This is a genomic window from Limibacillus sp. (assembly GCA_037379885.1).
Taxonomy (GTDB): domain Bacteria; phylum Pseudomonadota; class Alphaproteobacteria; order Kiloniellales; family CECT-8803; genus JARRJC01.
Window position 1 is genome coordinate 37,384 of sequence record JARRJC010000011.1, and the last position, 20,559, is coordinate 57,942.

Annotated in this window: 22 protein-coding genes and 1 pseudogene; 11 read left to right on the forward strand and 12 right to left on the reverse strand. The window is 64.9% G+C overall.

The annotated features are described in order from the left end of the window. The 3 genes from P8X75_05695 to P8X75_05705 form a co-directional block, all read right to left on the reverse strand. Positions 1–1,101, reverse strand: a complete 1,101-nt coding sequence (locus tag P8X75_05695; GenBank protein ID MEJ1994695.1) for an AbrB family transcriptional regulator — start codon at positions 1,099–1,101, stop codon at positions 1–3. A 9-nt stretch (positions 1,102–1,110) separates the two neighbouring features. Next, a complete protein-coding gene (locus P8X75_05700; GenBank protein MEJ1994696.1) occupies positions 1,111–3,408 on the reverse strand; it encodes a xanthine dehydrogenase family protein molybdopterin-binding subunit in 2,298 nt (765 codons plus the stop codon). A 132-nt stretch (positions 3,409–3,540) separates the two neighbouring features. Next, a complete protein-coding gene (locus tag P8X75_05705; GenBank protein ID MEJ1994697.1) occupies positions 3,541–4,050 on the reverse strand; it encodes a hypothetical protein in 510 nt (169 codons plus the stop codon). A 188-nt stretch (positions 4,051–4,238) separates the two neighbouring features. On the opposite strand from P8X75_05705, the gene P8X75_05710 reads away from it, so the two are divergent. Beyond that, complete coding sequence (locus tag P8X75_05710; protein MEJ1994698.1) at positions 4,239–5,153, forward strand: homocysteine S-methyltransferase family protein; 915 nt, start codon at positions 4,239–4,241, stop codon at positions 5,151–5,153. A 4-nt stretch (positions 5,154–5,157) separates the two neighbouring features. Then, positions 5,158–6,006, forward strand: a complete 849-nt coding sequence (locus P8X75_05715) for an amidohydrolase family protein (GenBank protein MEJ1994699.1) — start codon at positions 5,158–5,160, stop codon at positions 6,004–6,006. Positions 6,007–6,019: 13 nt separating this feature from the next. Here P8X75_05715 and P8X75_05720 read toward each other — a convergent pair whose 3' ends face one another. Further along, a complete protein-coding gene (locus P8X75_05720) occupies positions 6,020–6,343 on the reverse strand; it encodes a hypothetical protein (protein MEJ1994700.1) in 324 nt (107 codons plus the stop codon). 152 nt (positions 6,344–6,495) lie between these two features. Between P8X75_05720 and P8X75_05725 the strand changes: the two genes are divergently transcribed. Continuing rightward, on the forward strand, positions 6,496–6,981 hold the full coding sequence (locus tag P8X75_05725) for a YtoQ family protein (GenBank protein ID MEJ1994701.1): 486 nt from the start codon (positions 6,496–6,498) through the stop codon (positions 6,979–6,981). 75 nt (positions 6,982–7,056) lie between these two features. Here P8X75_05725 and P8X75_05730 read toward each other — a convergent pair whose 3' ends face one another. From P8X75_05730 to galE, 4 genes and pseudogenes are all read right to left on the reverse strand, one after another. Then, the gene (locus tag P8X75_05730) at positions 7,057–7,527 is read right to left on the reverse strand and encodes a hypothetical protein (protein ID MEJ1994702.1); all 471 of its coding nucleotides are present in this window, start codon (positions 7,525–7,527) and stop codon (positions 7,057–7,059) included. Positions 7,528–7,643: 116 nt separating this feature from the next. Next, positions 7,644–8,012 carry a cyclic nucleotide-binding domain-containing protein gene (locus P8X75_05735; GenBank protein MEJ1994703.1) on the reverse strand — a complete coding sequence of 123 codons (369 nt, stop codon included), beginning with the start codon at positions 8,010–8,012 and terminating at the stop codon, positions 7,644–7,646. Positions 8,013–8,159: 147 nt separating this feature from the next. After that, complete coding sequence (locus P8X75_05740) at positions 8,160–8,741, reverse strand: DUF502 domain-containing protein (GenBank protein ID MEJ1994704.1); 582 nt, start codon at positions 8,739–8,741, stop codon at positions 8,160–8,162. Positions 8,742–8,868: 127 nt separating this feature from the next. Then, positions 8,869–9,849: pseudogene (galE, locus tag P8X75_05745) on the reverse strand (UDP-glucose 4-epimerase GalE). A 274-nt stretch (positions 9,850–10,123) separates the two neighbouring features. On the opposite strand from galE, the gene P8X75_05750 reads away from it, so the two are divergent. Further along, on the forward strand, positions 10,124–10,336 hold the full coding sequence (locus P8X75_05750) for a hypothetical protein (protein MEJ1994705.1): 213 nt from the start codon (positions 10,124–10,126) through the stop codon (positions 10,334–10,336). Positions 10,337–10,359: 23 nt separating this feature from the next. Here the strand turns inward: P8X75_05750 and P8X75_05755 are convergent, their stop codons facing one another. Next, the gene (locus tag P8X75_05755; GenBank protein ID MEJ1994706.1) at positions 10,360–11,070 is read right to left on the reverse strand and encodes a site-2 protease family protein; all 711 of its coding nucleotides are present in this window, start codon (positions 11,068–11,070) and stop codon (positions 10,360–10,362) included. A 57-nt stretch (positions 11,071–11,127) separates the two neighbouring features. Beyond that, positions 11,128–11,370, reverse strand: coding sequence for a hypothetical protein (locus P8X75_05760; GenBank protein MEJ1994707.1), 243 nt, complete (start codon positions 11,368–11,370; stop codon positions 11,128–11,130). A 145-nt stretch (positions 11,371–11,515) separates the two neighbouring features. Here P8X75_05760 and P8X75_05765 point away from each other — a divergent pair, with 145 nt between their 5' ends. After that, positions 11,516–12,334, forward strand: coding sequence for a polyphosphate kinase 2 family protein (locus P8X75_05765; protein MEJ1994708.1), 819 nt, complete (start codon positions 11,516–11,518; stop codon positions 12,332–12,334). Between the two features lie 31 nt (positions 12,335–12,365). Here P8X75_05765 and P8X75_05770 read toward each other — a convergent pair whose 3' ends face one another. Both P8X75_05770 and P8X75_05775 read right to left on the reverse strand, forming a co-directional pair. Beyond that, positions 12,366–12,773: a DUF4332 domain-containing protein gene (locus P8X75_05770; protein ID MEJ1994709.1), complete on the reverse strand. Its 408-nt coding sequence runs from the start codon at positions 12,771–12,773 to the stop codon at positions 12,366–12,368. A 110-nt stretch (positions 12,774–12,883) separates the two neighbouring features. Next, on the reverse strand, positions 12,884–14,380 hold the full coding sequence (locus P8X75_05775; protein MEJ1994710.1) for a DUF853 family protein: 1,497 nt from the start codon (positions 14,378–14,380) through the stop codon (positions 12,884–12,886). A gap of 205 nt (positions 14,381–14,585) precedes the next feature. On the opposite strand from P8X75_05775, the gene P8X75_05780 reads away from it, so the two are divergent. The 6 genes from P8X75_05780 (at position 14,586) to P8X75_05805 (ending at position 20,479) form a co-directional block, all read left to right on the forward strand. After that, entirely contained in the window at positions 14,586–15,299 is a 714-nt protein-coding gene (locus P8X75_05780) for a GntR family transcriptional regulator (protein MEJ1994711.1), read from the forward strand. A gap of 23 nt (positions 15,300–15,322) precedes the next feature. Then, positions 15,323–16,912, forward strand: a complete 1,590-nt coding sequence (locus P8X75_05785; protein MEJ1994712.1) for an AMP-binding protein — start codon at positions 15,323–15,325, stop codon at positions 16,910–16,912. A 6-nt stretch (positions 16,913–16,918) separates the two neighbouring features. Next, complete coding sequence (locus P8X75_05790) at positions 16,919–18,670, forward strand: thiamine pyrophosphate-binding protein (protein MEJ1994713.1); 1,752 nt, start codon at positions 16,919–16,921, stop codon at positions 18,668–18,670. Positions 18,671–18,723: 53 nt separating this feature from the next. Continuing rightward, positions 18,724–19,536 carry a class II aldolase/adducin family protein gene (locus P8X75_05795; protein ID MEJ1994714.1) on the forward strand — a complete coding sequence of 271 codons (813 nt, stop codon included), beginning with the start codon at positions 18,724–18,726 and terminating at the stop codon, positions 19,534–19,536. 98 nt (positions 19,537–19,634) lie between these two features. Continuing rightward, the gene (locus tag P8X75_05800) at positions 19,635–20,003 is read left to right on the forward strand and encodes a DUF6152 family protein (protein ID MEJ1994715.1); all 369 of its coding nucleotides are present in this window, start codon (positions 19,635–19,637) and stop codon (positions 20,001–20,003) included. Between the two features lie 2 nt (positions 20,004–20,005). After that, on the forward strand, positions 20,006–20,479 hold the full coding sequence (locus P8X75_05805) for a DUF2214 domain-containing protein (GenBank protein MEJ1994716.1): 474 nt from the start codon (positions 20,006–20,008) through the stop codon (positions 20,477–20,479). The last annotated feature ends 80 nt before the right edge of the window (positions 20,480–20,559 follow it).

Genomic DNA, 20,559 nt, shown 5'->3' on the forward strand with positions numbered 1-20,559 from the left:
TCACGAGCCGCCGCGCCGCCGAAGCAAGGCGAAGACCATCGGCGCGAACAGGATCACGAGCAGGATCCTGACGACATGGTGGCTCGCCACATAGGCGACCTCGGCGTTCATGGCGAGCGCCACCAGGCTCATCTCCGCCAGACCGCCGGGCGAGTAGGCGAGCAGCACCTGCGCGATGCTCTGCTGGAAAAGCTGATGGAAGGCGAGCGCGAAGAAGGCCGTGATCGCCAGCATCAGGACGGAGGCTCCGAGGCTCAAAAGCAGCGCCCGGCCGACCGTCGAGGCCGCGCTTCCAAGGAAGCGGCAGCCGATCACCGATCCCAAGAAAATCTGCGCCACCATGACCAGTTCCTGCGGCGGCGGCGCGTGGGCGAGATTCGTCAGGTGAACGATCGCGCTCACCAGCATGGGCCCCAGCAGGTGAGGAGCGGGCAGGCGCAGCAGCTTGCCAAGGAAGAATCCGACGATGGCGCAGGCGGCGAGGATCGCGAGCTCCATCCCCGGGATCTCGGAGAAGGGAACGCCGAACTGGCTGCGGTCGCCCAGGTCATAGCCCGCGAAGACCCTGAAGTAGAGGGCCACCATGCAGACCACCACAAAGATGCGGCTGGCGTGCGCGAGCGCGATCTTGCGGTCGTCGCCGCCCATGTCCTTGCCGATCAGCAGCATCTCGTTGAGGCCGCCGGGCATGCCGGCGAAGTAGGCGGTCACCGAATCGAAGCCGCCCACCTTCCGGTAGTAGGGCACCACGATCAGGCCGGCCGCCAGAAGGTAGAGCCCAAGGAAGGAAAGGGAGAGCGCCCAGGCGTCCAGATGGTCGAGAATCTGGGGCGTGAAGCCGGAGCCCAGCATTACCCCCAGGACGGTGATCACGTAGGGCCGCACCTTCAAGGCGGGCAGGATCGGCGCCTTCAGGACGGCGGCGACGGTGTTGAAGGCCATGGCCCCCAGCATCCAGGGCAGCGGCATGGTCAGCCAGTTGAAAACGACGCCGCCGATTGTGCCAATGACCAACGCCAGGGCCATCTTGCCGAGGATGCGGGCGCGGTCCTGTTGCGCGGGCGTTTGGCTGTCCTCTTGCTGGTCTTCTGTTTCAGACATGCGCCTTGATTACACCGAACCCCGGAGGGCGCGCCAGATGCGTTCGGGCGTGGCAGGCATGTCGATATGGTGGACCCCCTTTTGTGAAAGAGCGTCGGAGACGGCGCTGATCACGGCGGGCAGCGAACCCACGACACCCGCTTCCCCGGCTCCCTTGACCCCCAGAGGGTTGGTCGGCGTCGGCACCGGGTGGCTCAGCACCCTGAGCGCGGGCAGGTCGCTGGCGCGCGGCATGGCGTAGTCCATGAAGGAGGCGGTCAGGAGCTGCCCGGAGCCTTCCTCGTAGACCAGCTGCTCCAACAGTGCCTGGCCCAAGCCCTGGGCGACGCCGCCCTGGATCTGCCCGGCCATGAGCAGGGGGTTGAGGACGCGGCCCACGTCGTCTGCGACCAGATAGCTGAGCACCTCCAGGCCGCCGGTTTCCGGGTCGAGCTCTACCTCGCAGATGTGGCAGCCGTTGGGAAAGCTGCAGTTCTGCGTGCTGTCGAAGGATTCGGCCGAGTAGCTGCGCTTGCGCTGGCGCGCCAGCTCTTGCAGCGTCAGGCCCCGGTCGGTCCCGACGATCAGGAAGCGCCCCTCTTCGAAGACGATGTCGGCCTCCGCCGCCTCCAGCTCTTCGGCGGCGTCCGGCTTGGCTTCGGCGATGATCTGCTCGGCCACCTTTCCCAGACTGACGCCGATGGCGGCTGCGCTTCTGGAACCGAAGGTGCCGGTCCCCTTTTCGATGACGCCGGTGTCGCCGTCACGGAACCGGATGTCCTCCACCTCGATCCCCAGGGTTTCGCCCAGCAGTTGGGCGAAGGTGGTGCGGTGACCTTGGCCGGTGTCGCTGGTCCCGACCCGCAGGTCGGCGCCGCCGGTCTCGTCGATGGTGAGGGCGGCGAACTCCGGTTGCGGGCTTCCGATAGGCCCGCCGGCGATCTCGATGGGGTTGGCGATGCCGAGTCCCCTCAGCTTGCCGCGCGCCGCCGACTCTTCGCGTCTGGCGGAAAATCCGGCCCAGTCCGCTTCTTTCAGGGCCTGTTCCATGACCGCCGGGAAGTCACCCGAGTCATAGCTGTAGGTGAGCGGCGTCTTATAGGGCATCTCCTCCGGCTGGATGAAGTTGCGCCGGCGTACCTCTGGCAGCTCCAGGCCGAGGTCGCGGGCGACGAGATCGCAGAGCCGCTCGATGATGTAGGTGGCTTCCGGCCGTCCGGCGCCCCGGTAGGGGGCCATGGATTGCGTGTGGGTATGGATGCCCTCGATCTCCACGAAGACCGGGCCGGTCTTATAGACGCCGACCACCGTCCCGATGTTGTTGACCATGGGGTTGGTGCCGGTCTGGCCCAGATAGGCGCCGATGTTCGCCAGGATGCTGACCTTGAGGCCTTTGAAGCGCCCGTCCTCGTCGTAGGCGATGGCGGCGGTGGCGATCTGCTCGCGGGCGTGGTTGTCGCCCAGGAAGGACTCCAGGCGGCTGGAGGTCCAGCGGACCGGGCGGCCCAATTCGCGCGCGGCGAAGAGCGCGAGGGCGTATTCGGGATAGGGGCCGTTCTTGATGCCAAAGGCGCCGCCCACGTCGCCGGAGACGACCCGGATCTTCTCGCGCGGCACGCCCAGGATCGCGGCCATGCCGTCGGCGATGCGGTGGGGCGCTTGGGTGCCGAGGTAGAGCAGGTAGCTCTCCTCCGCTGCGTCGTAGAGCGCCAGGGCGTTGCGGTTCTCCAGCGCCGCCGCCGCGACGCGGGAGATGTCGAGGCGCTGTTCCAGGCGGCGGGGCGCGGCGGCAAAGGCGGCCTCGGCCGCCTCCCGGTCGCCGAGCTCGACCCGGAAGGCGCGGTTGTCGGGCACCTCGTCCCAGACCGCGGGCGCGCCCTCGGCGATGGCGGCCTCCGGCGTCACCACCGCATCCTCGTCCTCGATATCCAGCTCGATCAACTCCAGTGCGTCCTCGGCGGCCTCGCGCGTCTCCGCGACCACGACGGCCAGCGGATCTCCGACATAGCGCACCCGATCGCTGCTCAAGGGATAGAAGGGCGGTGTGAAGAAGTCGCTGCCGTCCGGCTTGGGCGGTTTGGAGCGGGGCTCGAAACGTCCCATGCCTGCCGCTTTTATGTCCTCGGCTGTGTAGATCGCGAGCACGCCTGGGGCCTGCCGCGCTTCGGACGTCTCCAGCCTCTTGATCGCGCCGTTGGCCGCCGGAGAGCGCAGCACGGCCATGGCGGTTTCGCCTTCCGCTGTCTGGTCCGCGGTATAGCGGCCCTGACCCAGCAGCAGGCGGTCGTCCTCCAGCCGCACCTGGGATTGCCCGATCTTGAAGAGCATCGCTGTCGCTTCCTTAGTCTTGCATTTATCCTGCGCGCGTCCGGCGAGAACCCGGATCCGGGATCGGACGGCTAGAGAAGAGTCTAGGGCCCCAGGCCGTGAAAGCTACCGGGAGCGGGGCGGTTCGGCGCGTCAGGCCGCCTTGATGTTGGACCGTTGGATGTGGTCGAGGTTGCTGCCTTCGATGCGGATCAGGCGGGTCGGCGCGACCCGCTTGGGCGAGTGCACGTGACCGACCTTGTAGAAGTGGGCGTCGCCGGGCTTGAGGGTGTAGCTGCGCGCCTTTTCGACCAGGGCCGGTTCGTCGCCCGAGCCCGGCTTGACGATCTTCCAGTCGATCATCTCGGTGCTGCCCTCGGCCTGCCCATAGATCGCCCAGCTCGGTCCGTGGTCGTGCGGGTTGCCGATTGCCTCGCCGCTGTAGACATGGCCGCAGATGCAAAAGCCGAGATCGGGATCCTCGTAAAGCACTTCGCGGGGCGCTTCGCCCTCCGCGCGGTCCGGCAGGTGTTTGGCGACGAAATCCTTGTCCTTGAGGGCTTTGGAGACAAAGGCGCAGAGTTCCTCCGCGCAGTCCTCCACCGGCTTCTTGGAGAGTTCCGCCCGGATGTCGGCGGCGAGGTCGTTAAGGCTGTAGGGCATTCTCTTCGCGTCCTCCTGTTGATCCCTGTTGAAAGACCGTATTCCTAAGAATTCTAGAACGAAGGAGGTGACCCCTCCTAGAGCCAAAAGGCGCATTTTCCGTGGATTTAGCCCTCTCCAAATGGTTCCATCTCGCCCGTCGCACCGCACAGCGGGCGAGGAAGAAGAACAAGAGGCGGGAGGACGCCATGGAAATCCAATTGCTGGACGGCGGCATGGGCCAGGAGCTGACGCGCCGCAGCAGTCTGCCGCTGACCCCGCTCTGGTCGGCGCTGATGCTGCTTGAGGAGCCGGACTTGGTCGAGCAGCTCCATCTGGAGTTCATCGAGGCGGGCGCGCGCGTCGTGACCCTCAACAGCTATGCGGTCACCGGGCCGCGCCTCACCCTGGAAGGTGCGGGCGAGAGCTTTTCGGCCATGCAGGAGGCGGCCGTCTGCGCCGCGCTGCGGGCCCGTCAGCGCAGCGGACGTCCCGACGTCGCCATCGCCGGGTGCCTGCCGCCGCTGGTCGCCAGCTACCGGTCGGACGTGGTGCCCAGCTACGAGGACTGTCTTGCGGAGTACCGCCGGATGGTGGCCGCACAGGATGCGGGCGTGGACCTGTTTCTCTGTGAAACCCTGACGCGGGCGCGTGAAGTGCGCGCCGCGGTCGGGGCTGCGCATGAAAGTGGCAGGCCGGTGTGGTGCGCCCTGACGGTGGATGACGCGGACGGCAGCCGTGCGCGATCCGGTCAGAGCCTGGGGGAACTGGCGACGGTCGCCGCGGAGGCGGGGGCGCAAGCGCTGCTGATCAACTGCTCGACGCCTGAGGCCACGACCACCGCGCTGAAGACCTTGAGAGGCTGCGGCCTGACGCTGGGCGCCTACGCCAACGGCTTCACCTCGGTCGAGGCGCTGGAGCCAGGCGGCACCGTCGAGGTGCTGGAGGCCCGCAAGGACCTGGGGCCGGGCAGCTATGCCCGGCATGCGCTCGATTGGGTGGAGGAAGGGGCCAGCATCATCGGCGGTTGCTGCGAGATCGGGCCTACCCACATCGCCGAACTCGCGCGGCAGTTGACCGCCGCCGGACACAGCATCTCCGCACCCCTGAAGGCGGCCGGTTAGGGCCATGGGGTTCCGTCCGCTCGACGAGGCCGCCCAGCCGCCGCGTCTGCGGGCGCCTGCCGGCGCCTGCGATTGCCACATGCATTTCTACAACGCCCGCTTTCCCTCCGCGCCCTCGGCCCTGATCACACCGGATGACGCCTGGATCGAGGACTACCGGAAGCTACAGGCGCATCTGGGGTTGGAGCGCGTGGTGGTGGTGCAGCCCACGACCTACGGTCTGGACAACAGCTGTCAGATCGCAGCTCTTGAGGCCTTCGGGAAGAGCGCGCGCGCTGTCTTCGTGGTGGACCGGGATACAAGCGAAGCGGAGTTGCAGCGCCTTCATGCTCTCGGTGGGCGTGGCGCGCGGTTTCATATGCTGCCCGGCGGCGCCCTGGCCTGGGACGCCTTGGAGGATGTGGCCGCCAAGATCGCGCCGCTGGGATGGCACATCCAGCTTCAGCTGAACGGCCGCGAACTGCCCGACCATGCCGCGCGCCTGGCGGCCTTGCCCTGTCCCCTGGTGATCGACCATCTGGGCCGCTTCACGCCGCCGGTGGAGCCGGATCACCCGGCCTTCAGACTGCTGCTCGACCTGCTCGAAAGCGGGCGTTGTTGGGTGAAGCTCTCCGCGCCCTACGAATCCTTCGCCGATGCGCCTTTGGACTATGCGCTACTGGCGCCGCTGGCGCGCGCGCTGGTCAAGGCGGCGCCGGAGCGCATGCTCTGGGCCAGCAACTGGCCGCATCCGGGAAAGGACTGGCTGCCGGAGGACGCCCCGCTTCTGGACCTGCTGTTGGAATGGGTGGGGGACGAGACGCTCTGCGAGCAAATTCTCGTGGACAATCCTGCGGCGCTCTACGGATTTTAGAAGTGCGCGCCGCCTAGGAAGGGCAGATCACGCCTTTGACGATCGCGGTGCGGCCCTGGTCCTGCCGTTCGATGATCTTGTGGGACTGGCAGCGGGAGTAAATCGCGACGGCGCGGATCAGTTCCTGATCGTCGTTCGCAGCACCCCGCTTGGGGGTGACGTAATAGAGGTTCCGCTCCCCGGTAAGGCTCCCGACGATATATTCCCGTCCGTCGATTGTCTTGGGCGCGCCGAAGCGCAAGCCGGGCGCGCTGCGGTACTCGGTCTGATTCGCACAGGCGGCCAAGCCCGTGAAGAGGAAAACGGTCGCGAGGAGGGAGAGGAGTGTCTGTCTCATGATGCGCCGAAAATATGCCAAGCCTTCCCGCAAGGCCAGTATCTTTGACGGCTGGCGCTTCGCTTTTTGGACCTCGGCGGCTCAAGCCCTATATAGTTTCGAGGATCAATGGAGACGGCCGAGAGCGGCCAACGCTGTATAGGAGGATCGCCATGAGCCAACGACGCTGGACCGTTTATCTTTCCGGGGAAATCCACTCCGACTGGCGCGAGCGCATCGCTCAGGGCGTCAAGGAAGCGGGCCTGCCCGTGGAGATCACCGCACCCATCACGGTGCATGAAGACTCGGACGACTGCGGCGTTGCGATCTTCGGCGCCGAGAGCGACAAGTTCTGGCATGACCGGAAGGGCGCGCAGCTGAACGCCATCCGCACCCAGACGCTGCTTCAGGACGCGGATTTGGTCGTGGTGCGCTTCGGAGAGAAGTACAAGCAGTGGAATGCCGCCTTCGACGCAGGCTATGCCGCCGCGCTCGGCAAGCCCTACATCACGCTGCATCCCGGCGAGCACGATCACGCCTTGAAAGAGGTTGACGGCGCCGCCCAGGCCGTGGCGCGCGAGCCCGAGCAGGTGGTCGAGGCGCTGGCCTACATCATCAACGGCAGCATGCCGCAGCGCCGGGCCAACGCCGCCGAGTAGCCTGGTGAACCACATGATTCGATAGTTAAGAGGGCCGTCTCCTTCGAGGCGGCCTTCTTCGTTTCGCCGGTTGTGTCAACTCACCTGATCGAGGCAATAGCGGTACCCCTTGGTGAAGCCGATCAAGGAGACAGACCCCCGCCGCGTGCCGGAGGGCAAAACGTACTCATACCGAAGAATGAGCCCCGCCTTCATGGCGCCGATGAGCGCCGGGCCGCCAATCGATTCCTCGCCGCTGAACTCGTTTCCGTCGATGTCCGCGTAGAAGGATCTCGGAAAGGACGCCTCTTCACTGCCGTACTGGGTCAGCCACTCGCCCCTGTAGCCCTGCTCCTCGATGGCCCAGATGTAGAAGGCGACCTCTCCGTTGATCAGCCAGCAGAGCTTTTCTCCAGGAACGCTGTGATCGAAGCCACTGGTCCAGCGGCCGAAGCGTTTCTCCTCAGAGGCCGAGGTCGGCGAAGGGGACAGCACGGCGAAAAGAAGAGCAAAGACGAACGCTCCGAACGCAGCGCCGCCGCCGCTTTTTCTTGAGTTGGAAGACATGCGCGGAGCTTAACGGCAATCCCCTTAACGAGGAAATTCTCTATCGCTGGCGCAGGGGCTTTCGGCTGCCGGCCAGTCCGGGGGCAGAGCAAACCTCGAGGAGCCAATCGGCGGCTTCAGGCGTTCGGGCGGCCACGCTCCAAGGCGATCAAGCGCTCGTTCATGCTTCTCAAGCGCTTTATGACCGCGGAGAGAACGTGACGAGCGTCATCCGTCAGCTCTCCCATCAAGCGGTCGAACTGGTGAGGGTTGACGGCGTAGACCGTGGTTTCTTCCTTCGCCCTGGCGCTGACCGAGCGGGTTGTCTTGTCCAGCAAGGCCATCTCGCCGAAAATCTCCCCCGCGCCCAGCTCGGCGAGCACGATAATGCCTTCGTCGTCCCTGTGGAGAATCTCCACCGCGCCATCGATGATGAGATAGGCCTCCTTGCCTTCATCGCCGATCTCGTAAATGTCTTCTGCGCGCGCAAAGGTCTTCTTCTGCATGGTTCCCTCCAACGCTCAAAGTTTAGAGCCGACAGAACTAGCGATCGGAGAGAGAAGATAGGGCGAATTTCTTGCAGAGAAATGACCAACCAGTAATTGAGTCGTTTTTTGGAGCGGCCTTGTCACCCTTCGGCGCGCTCCAGCACCCTATCGCCCCCTGGGCTGGGCAAGCTTCGCCGAGCCCCGTCCGAGGGCCCGCAAGAGCTTGACCGCCTGGGTTGCGGGTATGTCCAGCGGCGAGACACGGCTTGCTTCGACGAGAAGGGTGGAGCCCGACCAAGGGCTCGGCGCGCCGGGCAGATAGATCACGACCTGCTCGTCCTGGCGTTCCACCTCGAATGCGATCTGGGAATAGTCGTCGAAGCGGACGATCACCGGGTGCAGCGTGCCGGCCTCGTCCTCCGCCTTGGCGATGGAAGAGATGATGGTCTTGATGATGGCGTAAAGCGGAACGTTGTTCGCCAGGACCTCGTCCAGTCCGCCCACCTTGGATCTAATCAGAGCGACCTTGGCTGCGAGCCCGGCGAGGTAACAGACCGCCAGGAGCAAGATCACGGCCAGGAGGTCGATGAGAGCGATGCCCGCAACGCTCTCAACCGGGACCATTGTCTGGATCGGCTTTGCCAGGAGAAGGGTGAGTTGAAGGGCCTTGCCCAAGACCAACACAAGGATCACCAGGGGCAGGAGAAACAGTATCCCGCCGAAGATGGTGGTTTTGATCATCCGCATCGTCTCACCCTCCGCCTCAGCCCGTTCACGAGTAAAGAATGATGCATAAGCAGGTATCTCTCAATTATAGAGAATACAAACCTTCGGATTGGCGCTTTCACCGGTTTTGGCTGCGGGAGGGGGTCGCTTAGAGTCCGAAGGCTTGGTTGGAGTGCCAACCCCAGGCGTCGCTCAAGATCCGCGCCAAGGGGGTCGTTGCCCTCCAGGAGAGCAGGCTCTCTGCCAGCGTGGGGTCAGCGACGAGTTCGGCGGGATCCCCGGGGCGCCGGTCCTTTAAGGAGTAGGGGACCTTCCGCCCCGTGGCCTTTTCCGCTGCCTGGACGATCTCCAGAACCGATGCGCCTGTTCCGGTGCCGATGTTGACAGAGGTCGTCTGCCCGCCGTCCCGAAGGTAGCGAAGGGCGGCCAGGTGAGCCGCGGCCAGGTCGTTTACGTGGATATAGTCGCGGATGGCTGTCCCGTCTGGCGTATTGAAGTCGCTTCCAAAAACCTCGAGCGCCGCTCCCTGTCCCGAAGCGGCCCTGAGGGCGAGGGGGATCAGGTGGGTTTCGGGGCTGTGGGCTTCGCCGATTTCGCCGCTCGGGTCCGCGCCGGCGGCGTTGAAGTATCTGAGGCTTATGGAGCGGATGCCCTGGCCTTCGGAGAAGGTCTTCAGGGCCCGCTCGGCCTCCAGCTTCGTCTGTCCGTAGGGATTGATCGGCGCGCAGGAAAAGCTCTCGTCGATGGGACTTGTCTCAGGGGCTCCATAGACCGCGCAGCTCGACGAGAACACCAGGTTGGTGAGCCCATGGGCCCTCATGGCTTCCAAGAGATTGAGCGTGCCCGCGACGTTGTTCCGGTGGTAGCGGTCCGGATGTTCCAGTGACTCGGGGATCAGGGTCAGGGCGGCGAAATGGACGACCGCATCCGGCCGCTGGTCCGTGAAGACCTGAGAGACTGCCTCCGGGTCCAGAAGGTCGCCCTTGAAGAAGGGTCCTCATTTGACCGCTTCGCGGTGGCCGGTCGACAGGTTGTCGAAGACGATGGGGGTGATCCCGCTCTCGCTCAGCAGCTTTGCGCAATGGCTGCCGATGTAGCCCGCTCCGCCAACGACGAGGACCTTCTTCATTGATGAATAGCCTCACCCACGCTGCGCTGAGCTGAAGGCTGGAGGTAGGCGCCAAAGCGCGGCAGGTGAAGAAAGCCTTCGCGGCCCACGGCCATTCCTCCCAAGTCTCGTGTAAAGACCGCGCGGCCAAGCTGAGCGTTCATCCGCGAATCGTGCCTCCTTGCCGGTAGCTAGTAAAGGGGCCGCCCCCTTTTCTGTCCGATTGCGCAACTCCTTCTCAATTGAGATATAATGCAATCTGCGACGTGAAGATCTCCCATCAGGAGCAACTAGAATGGAAATCACCTCAAGCCTGATCGCCATGGTGCTGATCGTGGTTCTATGGATTGTCTATCTGATCGACAGGACGCGGCAGGCCGCGAAAGCGGGCGTCCTGGAGGACCGTCTTCAGCATCTAGAGTCGAAACTCAAGGATCTGAAATCCAGGCAAGAGAGCGACAACGACAAGCTCACGCAGCTTGAGATCGAAGTCAGCAACATCCGTTAGCGCCCGCGGTTCTATCCAGTTCCTCAGACCGGCAGGATGATCCGCGTCATCGTCAGGCCGGCGATGATCTCCGTCAGCCAGTCGACCGGCGCCAGGATGAGCCAGTAGAAGGCGTTGAAGTTTATCCCGACCCTTTCAAGGATCAGGGGCAGGGCGAAGAAAAGGCCCAACACGATCCAAAGCCCATAGGCGTCCAGGTCCAGGAAGCGGCGCGACAAACTTCCGGGCAGGAGAGACGCGACCACGCGGCTACCGTCCAGAGGCGGCAGCGGAAGCCCATTGAAGACCCCCAGAAGCAGGTTGATGAAGATCGCGTTGAGCAGGTTGCTCTCGACCCACTCCGCCGCGCCCGCCGGGGCAAGGGGAACCAGGTGAAGCGAGAGGGCCGCCGCGACGGCCATGGCGAAATTGATCCCCGGCCCCGCCGCCGCGACCAGGATCGCATCGCGTCGGGGGTGACGCAGCCGCGCGAAGGAGACGGGCACCGGCTTGGCCCATCCGAAGATCAGCGGGAAGCGCAACAGGACCAAGAGGCCCGGTATCACGATGGTGCCGAGAAGGTCGATATGGCGGAGAGGATTGAAGCTGACGCGGTTTTGCCGCTTGGCCGTATCGTCGCCCAGTTTCCAGGCGACATAGCCGTGAGCGGCCTCGTGCAAGGTGATGGCGAAGACAAGGGGCAGCACCCACGTGGAGACGGCCAGCAGCGACAGCGTTGCCTGATCCTGGTTCACCTCGTCACCAGCCTTTCTCTTCGGGCCTCGACCTGCCCGAGCAGTGCTTTCCCCGGGTCATCGCCCCTCGCAAAGCCGCTTCACCAACTCCTCGGAATAGGAGGGATTCTCCCTTTCCATCCGGAGAAGGCAGTCTGCCAGAGGTTCTCCCTTCTTCTGCAACCCTTCCACCAACCCCTTTTCCGGCTCGTCGGAACCGGACGCGAGATAGCTCAGGACCAGGGCCAGAACGACCGCCATGACAATCAGGGCAAAGCCCATCCAAACCTTTCGCGTAATCGGTGATCGCGCCCCATTCATGCCGCTCTCCTTGCGTCATTGAAGCCGAATAGGGAGCATACCCTGCTGACCGGGAGCGCCAACCGCTTTTCACAAAAGGATTTGTCCTTGTGGCGGCGTTTGTGGCCCTTATGAAGGAATCGGATGAAAGAGGTGAGCCCGCCCCATGTCTCTAGCCAAGTTCAATAAGGCCTTCGCCGCAAAGCCTGGAAAGAAGATGTCCCTTTCGGACTGGGACCCGCGCGACAAGTCGTTCTTCGAGAGCCGTGAAGCAGCGGAGGCTTCTCTCGAGGAGGATACGAGGGCGATCGACCATTTGCAGGATCGCCTCTTTGCCGAGGGCAAGCAGTCGCTCCTGTTGATCTTTCAGGCGACCGACGCCGCAGGCAAGGACGGGACCATCAGGAAGGTGTTCGGTCCGGTCGATCCGCTGGGCATCCGCGTTCACAGCTTCAAGAAGCCCACCGAACAGGAACTGGCCCACGACTTCCTCTGGCGGGTTCACGCCAAGGCCCCCGGCAAGGGTGAGATCGCGATCTTCAACCGCTCCCACTATGAGGACGTGTTGGTGGTGCGCGTTCACGGCTGGGTGGACAAGACGGTCATCGAGGCGCGCTACGACCAGATCAACGAGTTCGAGCGCCTGCTGGCGTTCTATGGGACCAGGATCGTGAAGGTCTTCCTGCACGTCTCGAAGGAAGAGCAGCGCGAGCGCCTGCAGGAGCGGATTGATATTCCGAAGAAGAACTGGAAGTTCAATCCGGGCGACCTTGAGGAACGCAAGCTTTGGGACGACTACGAGGAGGCCTTCGAACAGGCCATCGAGCGCTGTTCCACCGATTGGGCTCCCTGGTACGTGATCCCGGCCGACCGGAACTGGTGCAGGAATGCGCTCGCCGCCCGGCTCGTGCGGCTGACGCTAGAGGACATGGATCCACGCTATCCCGAGCCGGAGTTCGATCCGGGCGGCATCACCGTGGAATAGAGAGGCCGCCCGGTCGATCCTTGCCCTATCTCTAGTAGGTGATCGCGGGCTTCAGAGTCTTTGCCTGGGCGACCCACTTGGCGACCCGCACTTCGCCGGGCACCTGGCGGACAAGCTTCTTGGCCTTGTTCACCTCGGCCATCTTGGCGGCCAGGTTATCCGGCTTGCGGTTGCGCAGTTCCTTGACGGTATCCACCCCGGCTGCCTCCAGCAGTTCCGAATACTCTTCGCCGACGCCGGAGATGCGCATCAGGTCGGCCATGTTGGCCCATTTGAGGAGCCGTTTGGCGTCGACGCCGCTGGCCTCCTCGGTGGCCTTGCGGCCCTTCGGCGTGGCGCAGGCCTTCAAGAGGCCCTCGGTGGTCTTGATGCCGGCTTTGGCCAGCTTCTTGGCAAAGGACGGTCCGATGCCTTCGATGTCTTCGATCTTGTAGCTCATGGAAGCTCTCCCTCTCTGCTACCTCAGAACGACGATTTCTTTCCCGCCCGCGATGCATCGTTTCTTATGGACGGGGCGGTCGTGCCGCCGCCCCTTGAAGGAAAGGTCTATCAGCGCCGCCAGGACCCCAGGACGCCGCGCAGGATCTCCCGGCCCAGGCGGCTTCCCACCGCGCGCGCCAGGGACTTGGTGAAAGCTTCCCCGACAGACTGCCGGCTGGAACCGCTTTTGCTGCTTTTCGCCGCTTTCTGCCGCGCCTTCTCGGCGGCGGTCTCGGCCTCCGCCGCCTCGCGCTGGCGGGTCAGCTCTTCGGCGCGGGCGGTCAGGATTTCGTGGGCGGATTCCCGGTCGACCGGCTGGTCGTAGATGCCGGCCACGGGGCTGCGGCTCATGACCTGCTTGCGCTCCGCCTCGCTGGCCGGGCCGAGGCGCGAGGAGGGGGGCCGGATCAGGGTCTGTTGAACCATGCCCGGAACGCCCTTCAGGTCCAAAAGCGATGTCAGGGCTTCGCCCACGCCCAACTCCGTGATCACCCGCTCGGTGTCGAGGTCCGGGTTCGGCCGGAAGGTCTGGGCCGCCGTGCGCACCGCCTTGGCGTCGCGCGGCGTATAAGCGCGCAGCGCGTGCTGGACCCTGTTGCCGAGCTGGCCCAGCACCTCGTCGGGCAGGTCGAGCGGGTTCTGCGTTACGAAGAACACCCCCACGCCCTTGGAGCGGATCAGGCGGACCACCTGCGCGATCCGGTCCACCAGCGCCTTGGGCGCATCGTCGAACAGCAGGTGCGCCTCGTCGAAGAAGAACACCAGCTTGGGCTTGTCCGGGTCGCCGACCTCCGGCAGGTCCTCGAAAAGCTCGGACAGCAGCCAGAGCAGGACCGTGCCATAGACCTTTGGCGATTCGATCAGCGTGTCGGCCGCCAGGATGTTGATGAAGCCGCGCCCCTCATAGGTGGTCCGCATGAAGTCCGCCAGCTTCAGCGCGGGCTCCCCGAAGAAGTGATCGGCGCCTTGCGATTCCAGGGCAAGAAGGCGGCGCTGAATGGCGCCGATCGAGGAGGCCGCGACATTGCCGTACTCACGGCCGATGGTGTCGGCGTTCTCCCCAAGGAAGGTCAGCATCGATCTCAGGTCATTGAGATCGAGCAGCAAGAGTCCCTGATCGTCGGCCACCTTGAAGGCGACATAGAGGACGCCTTCCTGGGTATCGTTCAACTCAAGCAGGCGCGAGAGAAGCAGCGGGCCCATCTCCGAGATGGTGCTGCGCACGGGATGGCCCTTCTCGCCGAAGACGTCCCAGAATACGACCGGGGAGGGGGCGAAGCCGTAGTCCGAAAGCCCGATCTTCTCCGCCCGCTTGAACAGGAAGTCCTTGGGTTCCCCGGGCTGGCTCATGCCTGACAGGTCGCCTTTCACATCGGCCATGAAGACCGGCACGCCTTGCTGGGCGAAGCCCTCGGCCAGGATCTGAAGCGTCACCGTCTTGCCGGTGCCGGTCGCCCCGGCGATCAGGCCATGCCGGTTCGCGCGGGAAAGTTCGAGAAACTGAGGGGAGATGCCGCCGTCGCTTGATGGAGCGGCCCCGACGAAAACCTTGCCATCTTGAACCATGGAATGAAAAAGCCCTGCTTCCGCCGCCAATGGAGTGTGACTTCACTGATTAACGCAATTCAATAAAGCGCTTTGCAACATGAAACTCCTGCTTCAGGTAGCGCTATCCGAGGACCGGCCAAGCGACCCCGTCGCATTTGGCTTGACGGTCGAAGGGGATTTCGCGTATTGAACTCTGAATTCAGAATTCAATTGAGTGTCCGCCATGTCGATCATTCAAACAGCGCCGGGTCTCACAGAGCAGGTCTATCAGGCCATTCTCGATGAAATTTGCGACGGCGTTCTGCCGCCGGGGGCGCATTTGGTGCAGGAGCAACTGGCCGAGCGCTTCGGCGTGTCCCGGCAGCCGGTTCAGCAGGCGCTGGCGCTGCTGAAGTCGGATGGATTGATCCAGGAGATCGGCAAGCGCGGTCTGCGGGTCGCCGAACTCGACCTGACCCTGATGCAGCATCACTACGCCATCCGCGCCGCCCTCGACGGTTTGGCGGCGCGTTCGGCGGCGCTCCGCGCCAAGCAGGACCCGGCGGTGGCGGCGCAGATCGAAGAGGCCGGGAGCGCCATGATCGAGCGTGGCCTCGGCGCGGTCGAGCGGAAGGACACGCTTGAGCAAATACGCGCCGATGAAGCCTTCCACAAGCTGATCTACGAAGCGTCCGGCAATCCTTTGCTGACAGGCACCGCTGAAGTGCATTGGCGCTTTCTGCGCCGGGTGATGAGCGATGTGCTTCGCCGCGCCCAGCCGCCGGTCAGCATCTGGAGCCAGCATGCCGCCATCCTGGCCGCCGTCGTGGCGGGCGACGAGCAGCTCGCGGAAACGCGGGCGTCCGACCATATCGGCATTGCCGCTTCCGCGCTCGCCGAAGCCTATGGCGCCAGCCCGGACAGCCTCTTGGCCCCGGCAGAGAGTGCGGCCTCCTAGGTCCGTTTGATCGAGTAACCGAGATGTTGAAAGCACCGCTGACATTGGGCCAGGTCCTGACCGCTCAGGCCCGCTTGCAACCGGATCGGCGCGCCGCGCAGGACTTCACGCGGGCCATGACCTACCGCGAATGGAACGAACGCGCCTGCCGGCTGGCCAACGGCCTGCTCGGGCTCGGTCTTTCGAAGGGCGACCGGGTGGCGGTTCTCGCCTACAACCGCATCGAGTGGGCCGAGATCTACGCGGCGACGGCCAAAGCCGGGCTGGTCGCGGTGCCGATCAACTTCCGCCTGACGGGTCAGGAAGCGCTGCACATCCTGGAGGACAGCGGTGCGGCTGCGATCCTGGTCGATCCGCCGCTGTGCGCTGTGCTGGAGGAGGTCCGAACCTCGATCGACCTTCCCGACAGCCGCATCCTGACCTTCGCTTCGCCGGACGATCCGGCGGCAACAGGGGGCGGCTACGAAGACCTGATCGCCGGGGCCTCGGACCGGGAGCCCACGGTGGAGGTCGGCGCCGACGATCCCTGGTGCCTCATGTACACCTCCGGCACCACGGGCCGGCCCAAGGGCGCCATCCGCGGCCATCGGGGCATGGCGATGCTGGCGCTGATGACAGAGGTGGAGCTGTCGCTGCATCGCCGGGACACCGCGCTCCTGGTCATGCCCATGTGCCATGCGAACTCCCTCAACTTCTTCACCTCCTTCGTCTACTGCGGGGGAGGGGTGGCGATCTATTCCCAGAAGAGTTTCGACCCGGCGCGCTGTCTCCGGGCTTTCGCCGACACGGGCGCAAGCTTCACCTCTCTCGTGCCGACCCAGTACACGATGCTGCTGGAGGTGCCGGAGGCTGAGCGCGCCGCAAGCGGCTTCGAGCGGGTCGAGAAGCTCATGATCTCCTCCGCGCCGGCGCTGGCCGACACCAAGCGGGCGATCATGGAGATGTTTCCCAACTCCGGCCTCTTCGAGCTCTACGGGTCGACCGAGGCGGGCTGGGTGACCATGCTGCACCCCCACGAGCAGTTCGAGAAACTCGGCTCGGTCGGGCGCGAGGTGGTCGGCTCTCAGCCCATCCGCCTGCTCGACGACGAGGGCCTGGAGGTGCCGGACGGGCAGCCCGGTGAGCTTTTCTCCTGCAGCCCCTATTGCTTCGACGGCTACTGGAAGAACCCGGAGAAGACGGCGGAGGTGCTGCGGGGCGACTACCTGACCGTGGGCGACATCGCGCTGCGGGACGAAGACGGATTCATCCGGCTGATCGACAGAAAGAAGAACCTGATCATCTCCGGCGGAGAGAACATCTACCCCTCCGAAGTGGAGACCGTCCTTGGCGCGCACCCGGCGGTGCGCGATGTGGCCGTGGTCGGAAGGCCCGACCCGAAATGGGGAGAGAGCGTGCAGGCAGCCGTCGTCCTGCGGCGCGGCAAGACACTGGATGAGGCCGCCTTGATCGCTTGGGCCAAGGACCGCCTGGCCGGTTACAAACGGCCGCGCGAGATCGTCTTCCTCGCGCCCGAGGAGATGCCCAGGAACGCGACCGGCAAGATCCTTCACCGCGAACTGCGCGACCTGCTGGCGAAGCGCCGGGCCGCAAACAAAGCAAATCAGGAGTAGAGCGCCATGAGCGAGTCCCCGAACCAGACACCCAGACAGGACCTGAACGCGGACGCCAAGAGCGTCGCCGCCTGGATCGCCCAGGCTCTGAAGCAGCGCGGTGTCGACCGGATCTTCGGATTGCAGGGCGGCCACATCCAGCCGATCTGGGATCACCTCGCGCGGCTGGGTATCCGCATCGTCGATGTGCGCGATGAGCGGGCGGCGGTGCACATGGCTCATGCCCATGCGGAACTGACGGATAGCCTCGGCGTCGCCATGGTCACCGCCGGGCCGGGCGTCACCAACACCGTGACCAGCATGGCCAACGCCAGCCTGGCGCGCGTTCCCGTTCTGCTGATCGGCGGCTGCACCTCCCGCCCGCAGGCCAACATGGGGCCCTTGCAGGATATTCCGCATGTCGAGATCCTGCGCCCGGTCACCCGCTATTCCCGGACCGCGCGCGTCCCCGATCAGGCGCTGCGCGAGCTGGATGAGGCCATCTCGCGGGCCGAGGGCGACGGCTTCGAGCCGGGGCCGTCCTATATCGAGTTTCCGACCGATGTGCTGCGCCAGCATCTGCCCGACCAGCTGGTCCTGACGGACTGGCTGCGCGCGAAGCCGCGTCGCCGCCCGATACCCGATCCGCAATCGGTCGCCGAGGCCGTGGAGGCGCTGCGCAAGGCGCGCCGTCCCTTGGTGGTCAGCGGGCGCGGCGCCCGCGGGGCCGGGGAGGCGCTGACCCGCTTTCTGGAGGCGGCCGACGCGCTCTATCTCGATACGCAGGAGAGCCGGGGCCTGATCGCGTCCGATCATCCGGCTTTCGTCGGGTCGGTCCGGGCCGCGGCCATGAGCCAGGCCGACCTTGTCATCACCCTGGGCCGCAAGCTCGACTACCAGCTGGGCTACGGCTCGCCGGCGGTCTTCCCGGACGCCCGCTTCCTGCGCATCTCAGACAATCCGGGGGAGCTGATCGACAACCGGCGCGGCGAGCCTGAAATCCTGGCGAGCGTCGATCTGGCGCTGGAGGCCTTGACGGCGGCCCTTGGCACGAATGCCGGAGAGCGCGATCAGGGCTGGCTGGACGGCCTGCGCGGCAAGCACCGCGAACGTCTCGCCAAGGCCGAAGCGGCGAAAAGCCCAAGCTATGGAGAGGACGGGAAGATCCATCCCATGGCGATCTTCGATGCGATCAAGGCCGTCGCCGCGCCGGACTACCTGGCCGTGGCCGATGGCGGCGATCTGCTCAGCTTCGCGCGGATCGGGCTGCAGGCGCGCACCTACATGGATGCCGGCGCCTTCGGGTGCCTGGGCGTGGGCGTGCCCTTCGCCGCGGCCGCCGCGCTCGCCTGTCCCGGCCGTCAGGTGATTTCGGTCAACGGCGACGGCGCCTATGGCATCAACGCCATGGAGATCGACACGGCCGTGCGGCACGGCGCGAAGGCGGTCTTCATCGTCTCCAACAACGCCGCCTGGAACATCGAGCGCTTCGATCAAGAGTTCAACTACGGCGGCCGCGTGGTCGGCACGACGCTCAGTCACTGCGACTACGCCGCCATGGCGCGCGCCCTCGGCGCGCACGGCGAGCAGGTGACGAAGGCCGAGGACCTGGAGGCGGCGATCGCACGGGCGCTGGAGAACGCGCCCGCCGTCGTCGACGTGATCACCACGCAGCAGGCCGTGTCTTCCGATGCGCAGAAGGGCCTTGGCTTCGTGCCCGACTATCAACCCCTCACCGCCTGGGACGAGGCGGAACAGAAACGGCGCGCCTCCGCATAAGGCGTACACGCCCCATCGCAACCACCATCCCCTAGTAGGAGAACCCCAAAATCATGGTCGATCTCGGCAACCGCGTTTCCATCTATCAGCCGGAGCAGGAAGGTCTGAAGTTCCCGGAGGAGCCTCATTTCAACTCGAACGAGGAGCTGCGCCTCTATCGCAAGAAGCGCCTCGTCGCCGCCTGTCACTTTTTCGCCCAGCAGAAGCTGGACTACGGCTTCGCCGGACATCTGACGATCCGCGATCCGGAGCATCCCGAGCTCTACTGGACCAACCCCATGGCGGTTCACTTCGATCAGGTGAAGCTGTCGAACCTGATCCTGGTGGACCATGCGGGCAAGGTCGTCGAAGGCGACTATGCGGTGAACCGCGCTGGCTTCGTGCTGCACGCCGCCGTGCATGAGGAGCATCCCGACATCCTGGCGATGTGCCATGCGCACACGGTCTACGGCACGGCCTTCGCCGCGCTGGGCAAGCCGCTAGCCCCGATCACCCAGGACGCCTGCGCCTTCTTTGAGGACCACACGGTGATCAAGGAAGATGCTGGCGCGGTGGCGGTGGAGGACGACGCCGGGCCGCGTGTCGCGCGCGCCTTCAAGGGCGTCAAGGCGGCGATCCACCAGAACCACGGCCTCTTCACCGCAAGCCGCCACTCCATCGATTCAGCCGCCTTCTGGTTCGCCGCGCTGGAGCGTTGCTGCCAGCAGCAGCTGATGGTGGAGGCCGCCGGCGGCGCGCCGATCCAGGTGCCCGACGAAGCCGCCCGTTACAGCCGTGAGCATGTCGGCAGCGAATACATCGGCTGGCTCCACTTCCAGCCGGTCTACGAGCAACTGGCCGCCACAACGCCGGAGATGTTCCAGTAAGAAGGGCGCCCGCTAGACATTTCGGGTGAGAGCACCAAGCTCTTTCTGGTGAGAGAATTGCCGCGGCTGGCGCGGCTCAAACGATCGGGAGAGCGAGCATGAAGTCGAAAATACTAGCTGTGTTCTTGGCCCTGGGCCTTGCCGTGCAGAGCGGGCTTACCCTCGCGCATCACGGCTGGTCCTGGACCAGCGGCGGCAACATCGACCTGACAGGCGTCATCACGGAAGCAAAGCTTGGCAACCCGCATGGCGTCTTGAAGGTCGCTGTCGAAGGGGAGCTATGGACCGTCGAGGTCGGCCAACCCTGGCGCAATGAGCGGGCCGGGCTGAAGGATGGGGACCTGAGCGAGGGCGTCGAGATTCGGATCATCGGAGAGCCCTCGGCGAGGGCGGAAGACAAGCTCCTGAAAGCCGAGCGGATCTTCCTCGGGGATCGGGAGTATCCGCTTTACCCGGACCGCAGCTAGCAATGCTGGAGGCGCTTCTCGCCGACCTCGAGGCGAGTAGCCTCGCGTCCTACTTCCGGCTCTCGCGCTGGGGCTATGCAGCGCTCAGCACCCTGCACGTACTGGGCATAGCAGCGCTGGTGGGTTCGGTCGTTCCCTGGAGCCTGAAGCTTTTGGGCGCCTGGCCGGGGCTGCCTCAAGCGGTGCTGGCGCGGGTCTTGGTTCCCACGGCCGCGCTCGGGCTCTTGTTGGCCGCCGCCGCGGGGCTGGCGCTCTTTTCCGTCAAGGCCACGGACTACGCCGAGGTGGGGGTCCTTCAGGCGAAGCTGCTACTCATTGCTCTGGGGGCCGCCTCGGCGCTCTATGCCCATTGGCGCTACGGCCTCACGCTGGAAACCGCGCCGCGCCCGCGGCTTCGGTTGCACGCCCTGATAGCCCTGGGCTGCTGGCTGGGCGCTCTTACCTGCGGTCGCTTGATCGCTTTTTCGGAGTTGTAGCGGTTCGGTTCCTGGCAGCCTGTTGCAAGGTGAGGGGCTTCCAGCAAGCGCGAACTGTCCACTTCATTTTCTGGCAAAGG

Coding starts and splice junctions, on each gene's coding strand:
- P8X75_05700 (MEJ1994696.1), bottom strand. CDS start 3,408: ATGCTCTTCAAGATCGGGCAATCCCAGGTGCGGCTGGAGGACGACCGC.
- P8X75_05775 (MEJ1994710.1), bottom strand. CDS start 14,380: ATGGTTCAAGATGGCAAGGTTTTCGTCGGGGCCGCTCCATCAAGCGAC.
- P8X75_05795 (MEJ1994714.1), top strand. CDS start 18,724: ATGGTCGATCTCGGCAACCGCGTTTCCATCTATCAGCCGGAGCAGGAA.
- P8X75_05765 (MEJ1994708.1), top strand. CDS start 11,516: ATGTCTCTAGCCAAGTTCAATAAGGCCTTCGCCGCAAAGCCTGGAAAG.
- P8X75_05770 (MEJ1994709.1), bottom strand. CDS start 12,773: ATGAGCTACAAGATCGAAGACATCGAAGGCATCGGACCGTCCTTTGCC.
- P8X75_05760 (MEJ1994707.1), bottom strand. CDS start 11,370: ATGAATGGGGCGCGATCACCGATTACGCGAAAGGTTTGGATGGGCTTT.
- P8X75_05705 (MEJ1994697.1), bottom strand. CDS start 4,050: ATGCCCTACAGCCTTAACGACCTCGCCGCCGACATCCGGGCGGAACTC.
- P8X75_05800 (MEJ1994715.1), top strand. CDS start 19,635: ATGAAGTCGAAAATACTAGCTGTGTTCTTGGCCCTGGGCCTTGCCGTG.
- P8X75_05740 (MEJ1994704.1), bottom strand. CDS start 8,741: ATGCGGATGATCAAAACCACCATCTTCGGCGGGATACTGTTTCTCCTG.
- P8X75_05730 (MEJ1994702.1), bottom strand. CDS start 7,527: ATGTCTTCCAACTCAAGAAAAAGCGGCGGCGGCGCTGCGTTCGGAGCG.
- P8X75_05725 (MEJ1994701.1), top strand. CDS start 6,496: ATGAGCCAACGACGCTGGACCGTTTATCTTTCCGGGGAAATCCACTCC.
- P8X75_05790 (MEJ1994713.1), top strand. CDS start 16,919: ATGAGCGAGTCCCCGAACCAGACACCCAGACAGGACCTGAACGCGGAC.
- P8X75_05780 (MEJ1994711.1), top strand. CDS start 14,586: ATGTCGATCATTCAAACAGCGCCGGGTCTCACAGAGCAGGTCTATCAG.
- P8X75_05715 (MEJ1994699.1), top strand. CDS start 5,158: ATGGGGTTCCGTCCGCTCGACGAGGCCGCCCAGCCGCCGCGTCTGCGG.
- P8X75_05785 (MEJ1994712.1), top strand. CDS start 15,323: ATGTTGAAAGCACCGCTGACATTGGGCCAGGTCCTGACCGCTCAGGCC.
- P8X75_05695 (MEJ1994695.1), bottom strand. CDS start 1,101: ATGTCTGAAACAGAAGACCAGCAAGAGGACAGCCAAACGCCCGCGCAA.
- P8X75_05735 (MEJ1994703.1), bottom strand. CDS start 8,012: ATGCAGAAGAAGACCTTTGCGCGCGCAGAAGACATTTACGAGATCGGC.
- P8X75_05710 (MEJ1994698.1), top strand. CDS start 4,239: ATGGAAATCCAATTGCTGGACGGCGGCATGGGCCAGGAGCTGACGCGC.
- P8X75_05805 (MEJ1994716.1), top strand. CDS start 20,006: ATGCTGGAGGCGCTTCTCGCCGACCTCGAGGCGAGTAGCCTCGCGTCC.
- P8X75_05750 (MEJ1994705.1), top strand. CDS start 10,124: ATGGAAATCACCTCAAGCCTGATCGCCATGGTGCTGATCGTGGTTCTA.
- P8X75_05720 (MEJ1994700.1), bottom strand. CDS start 6,343: ATGAGACAGACACTCCTCTCCCTCCTCGCGACCGTTTTCCTCTTCACG.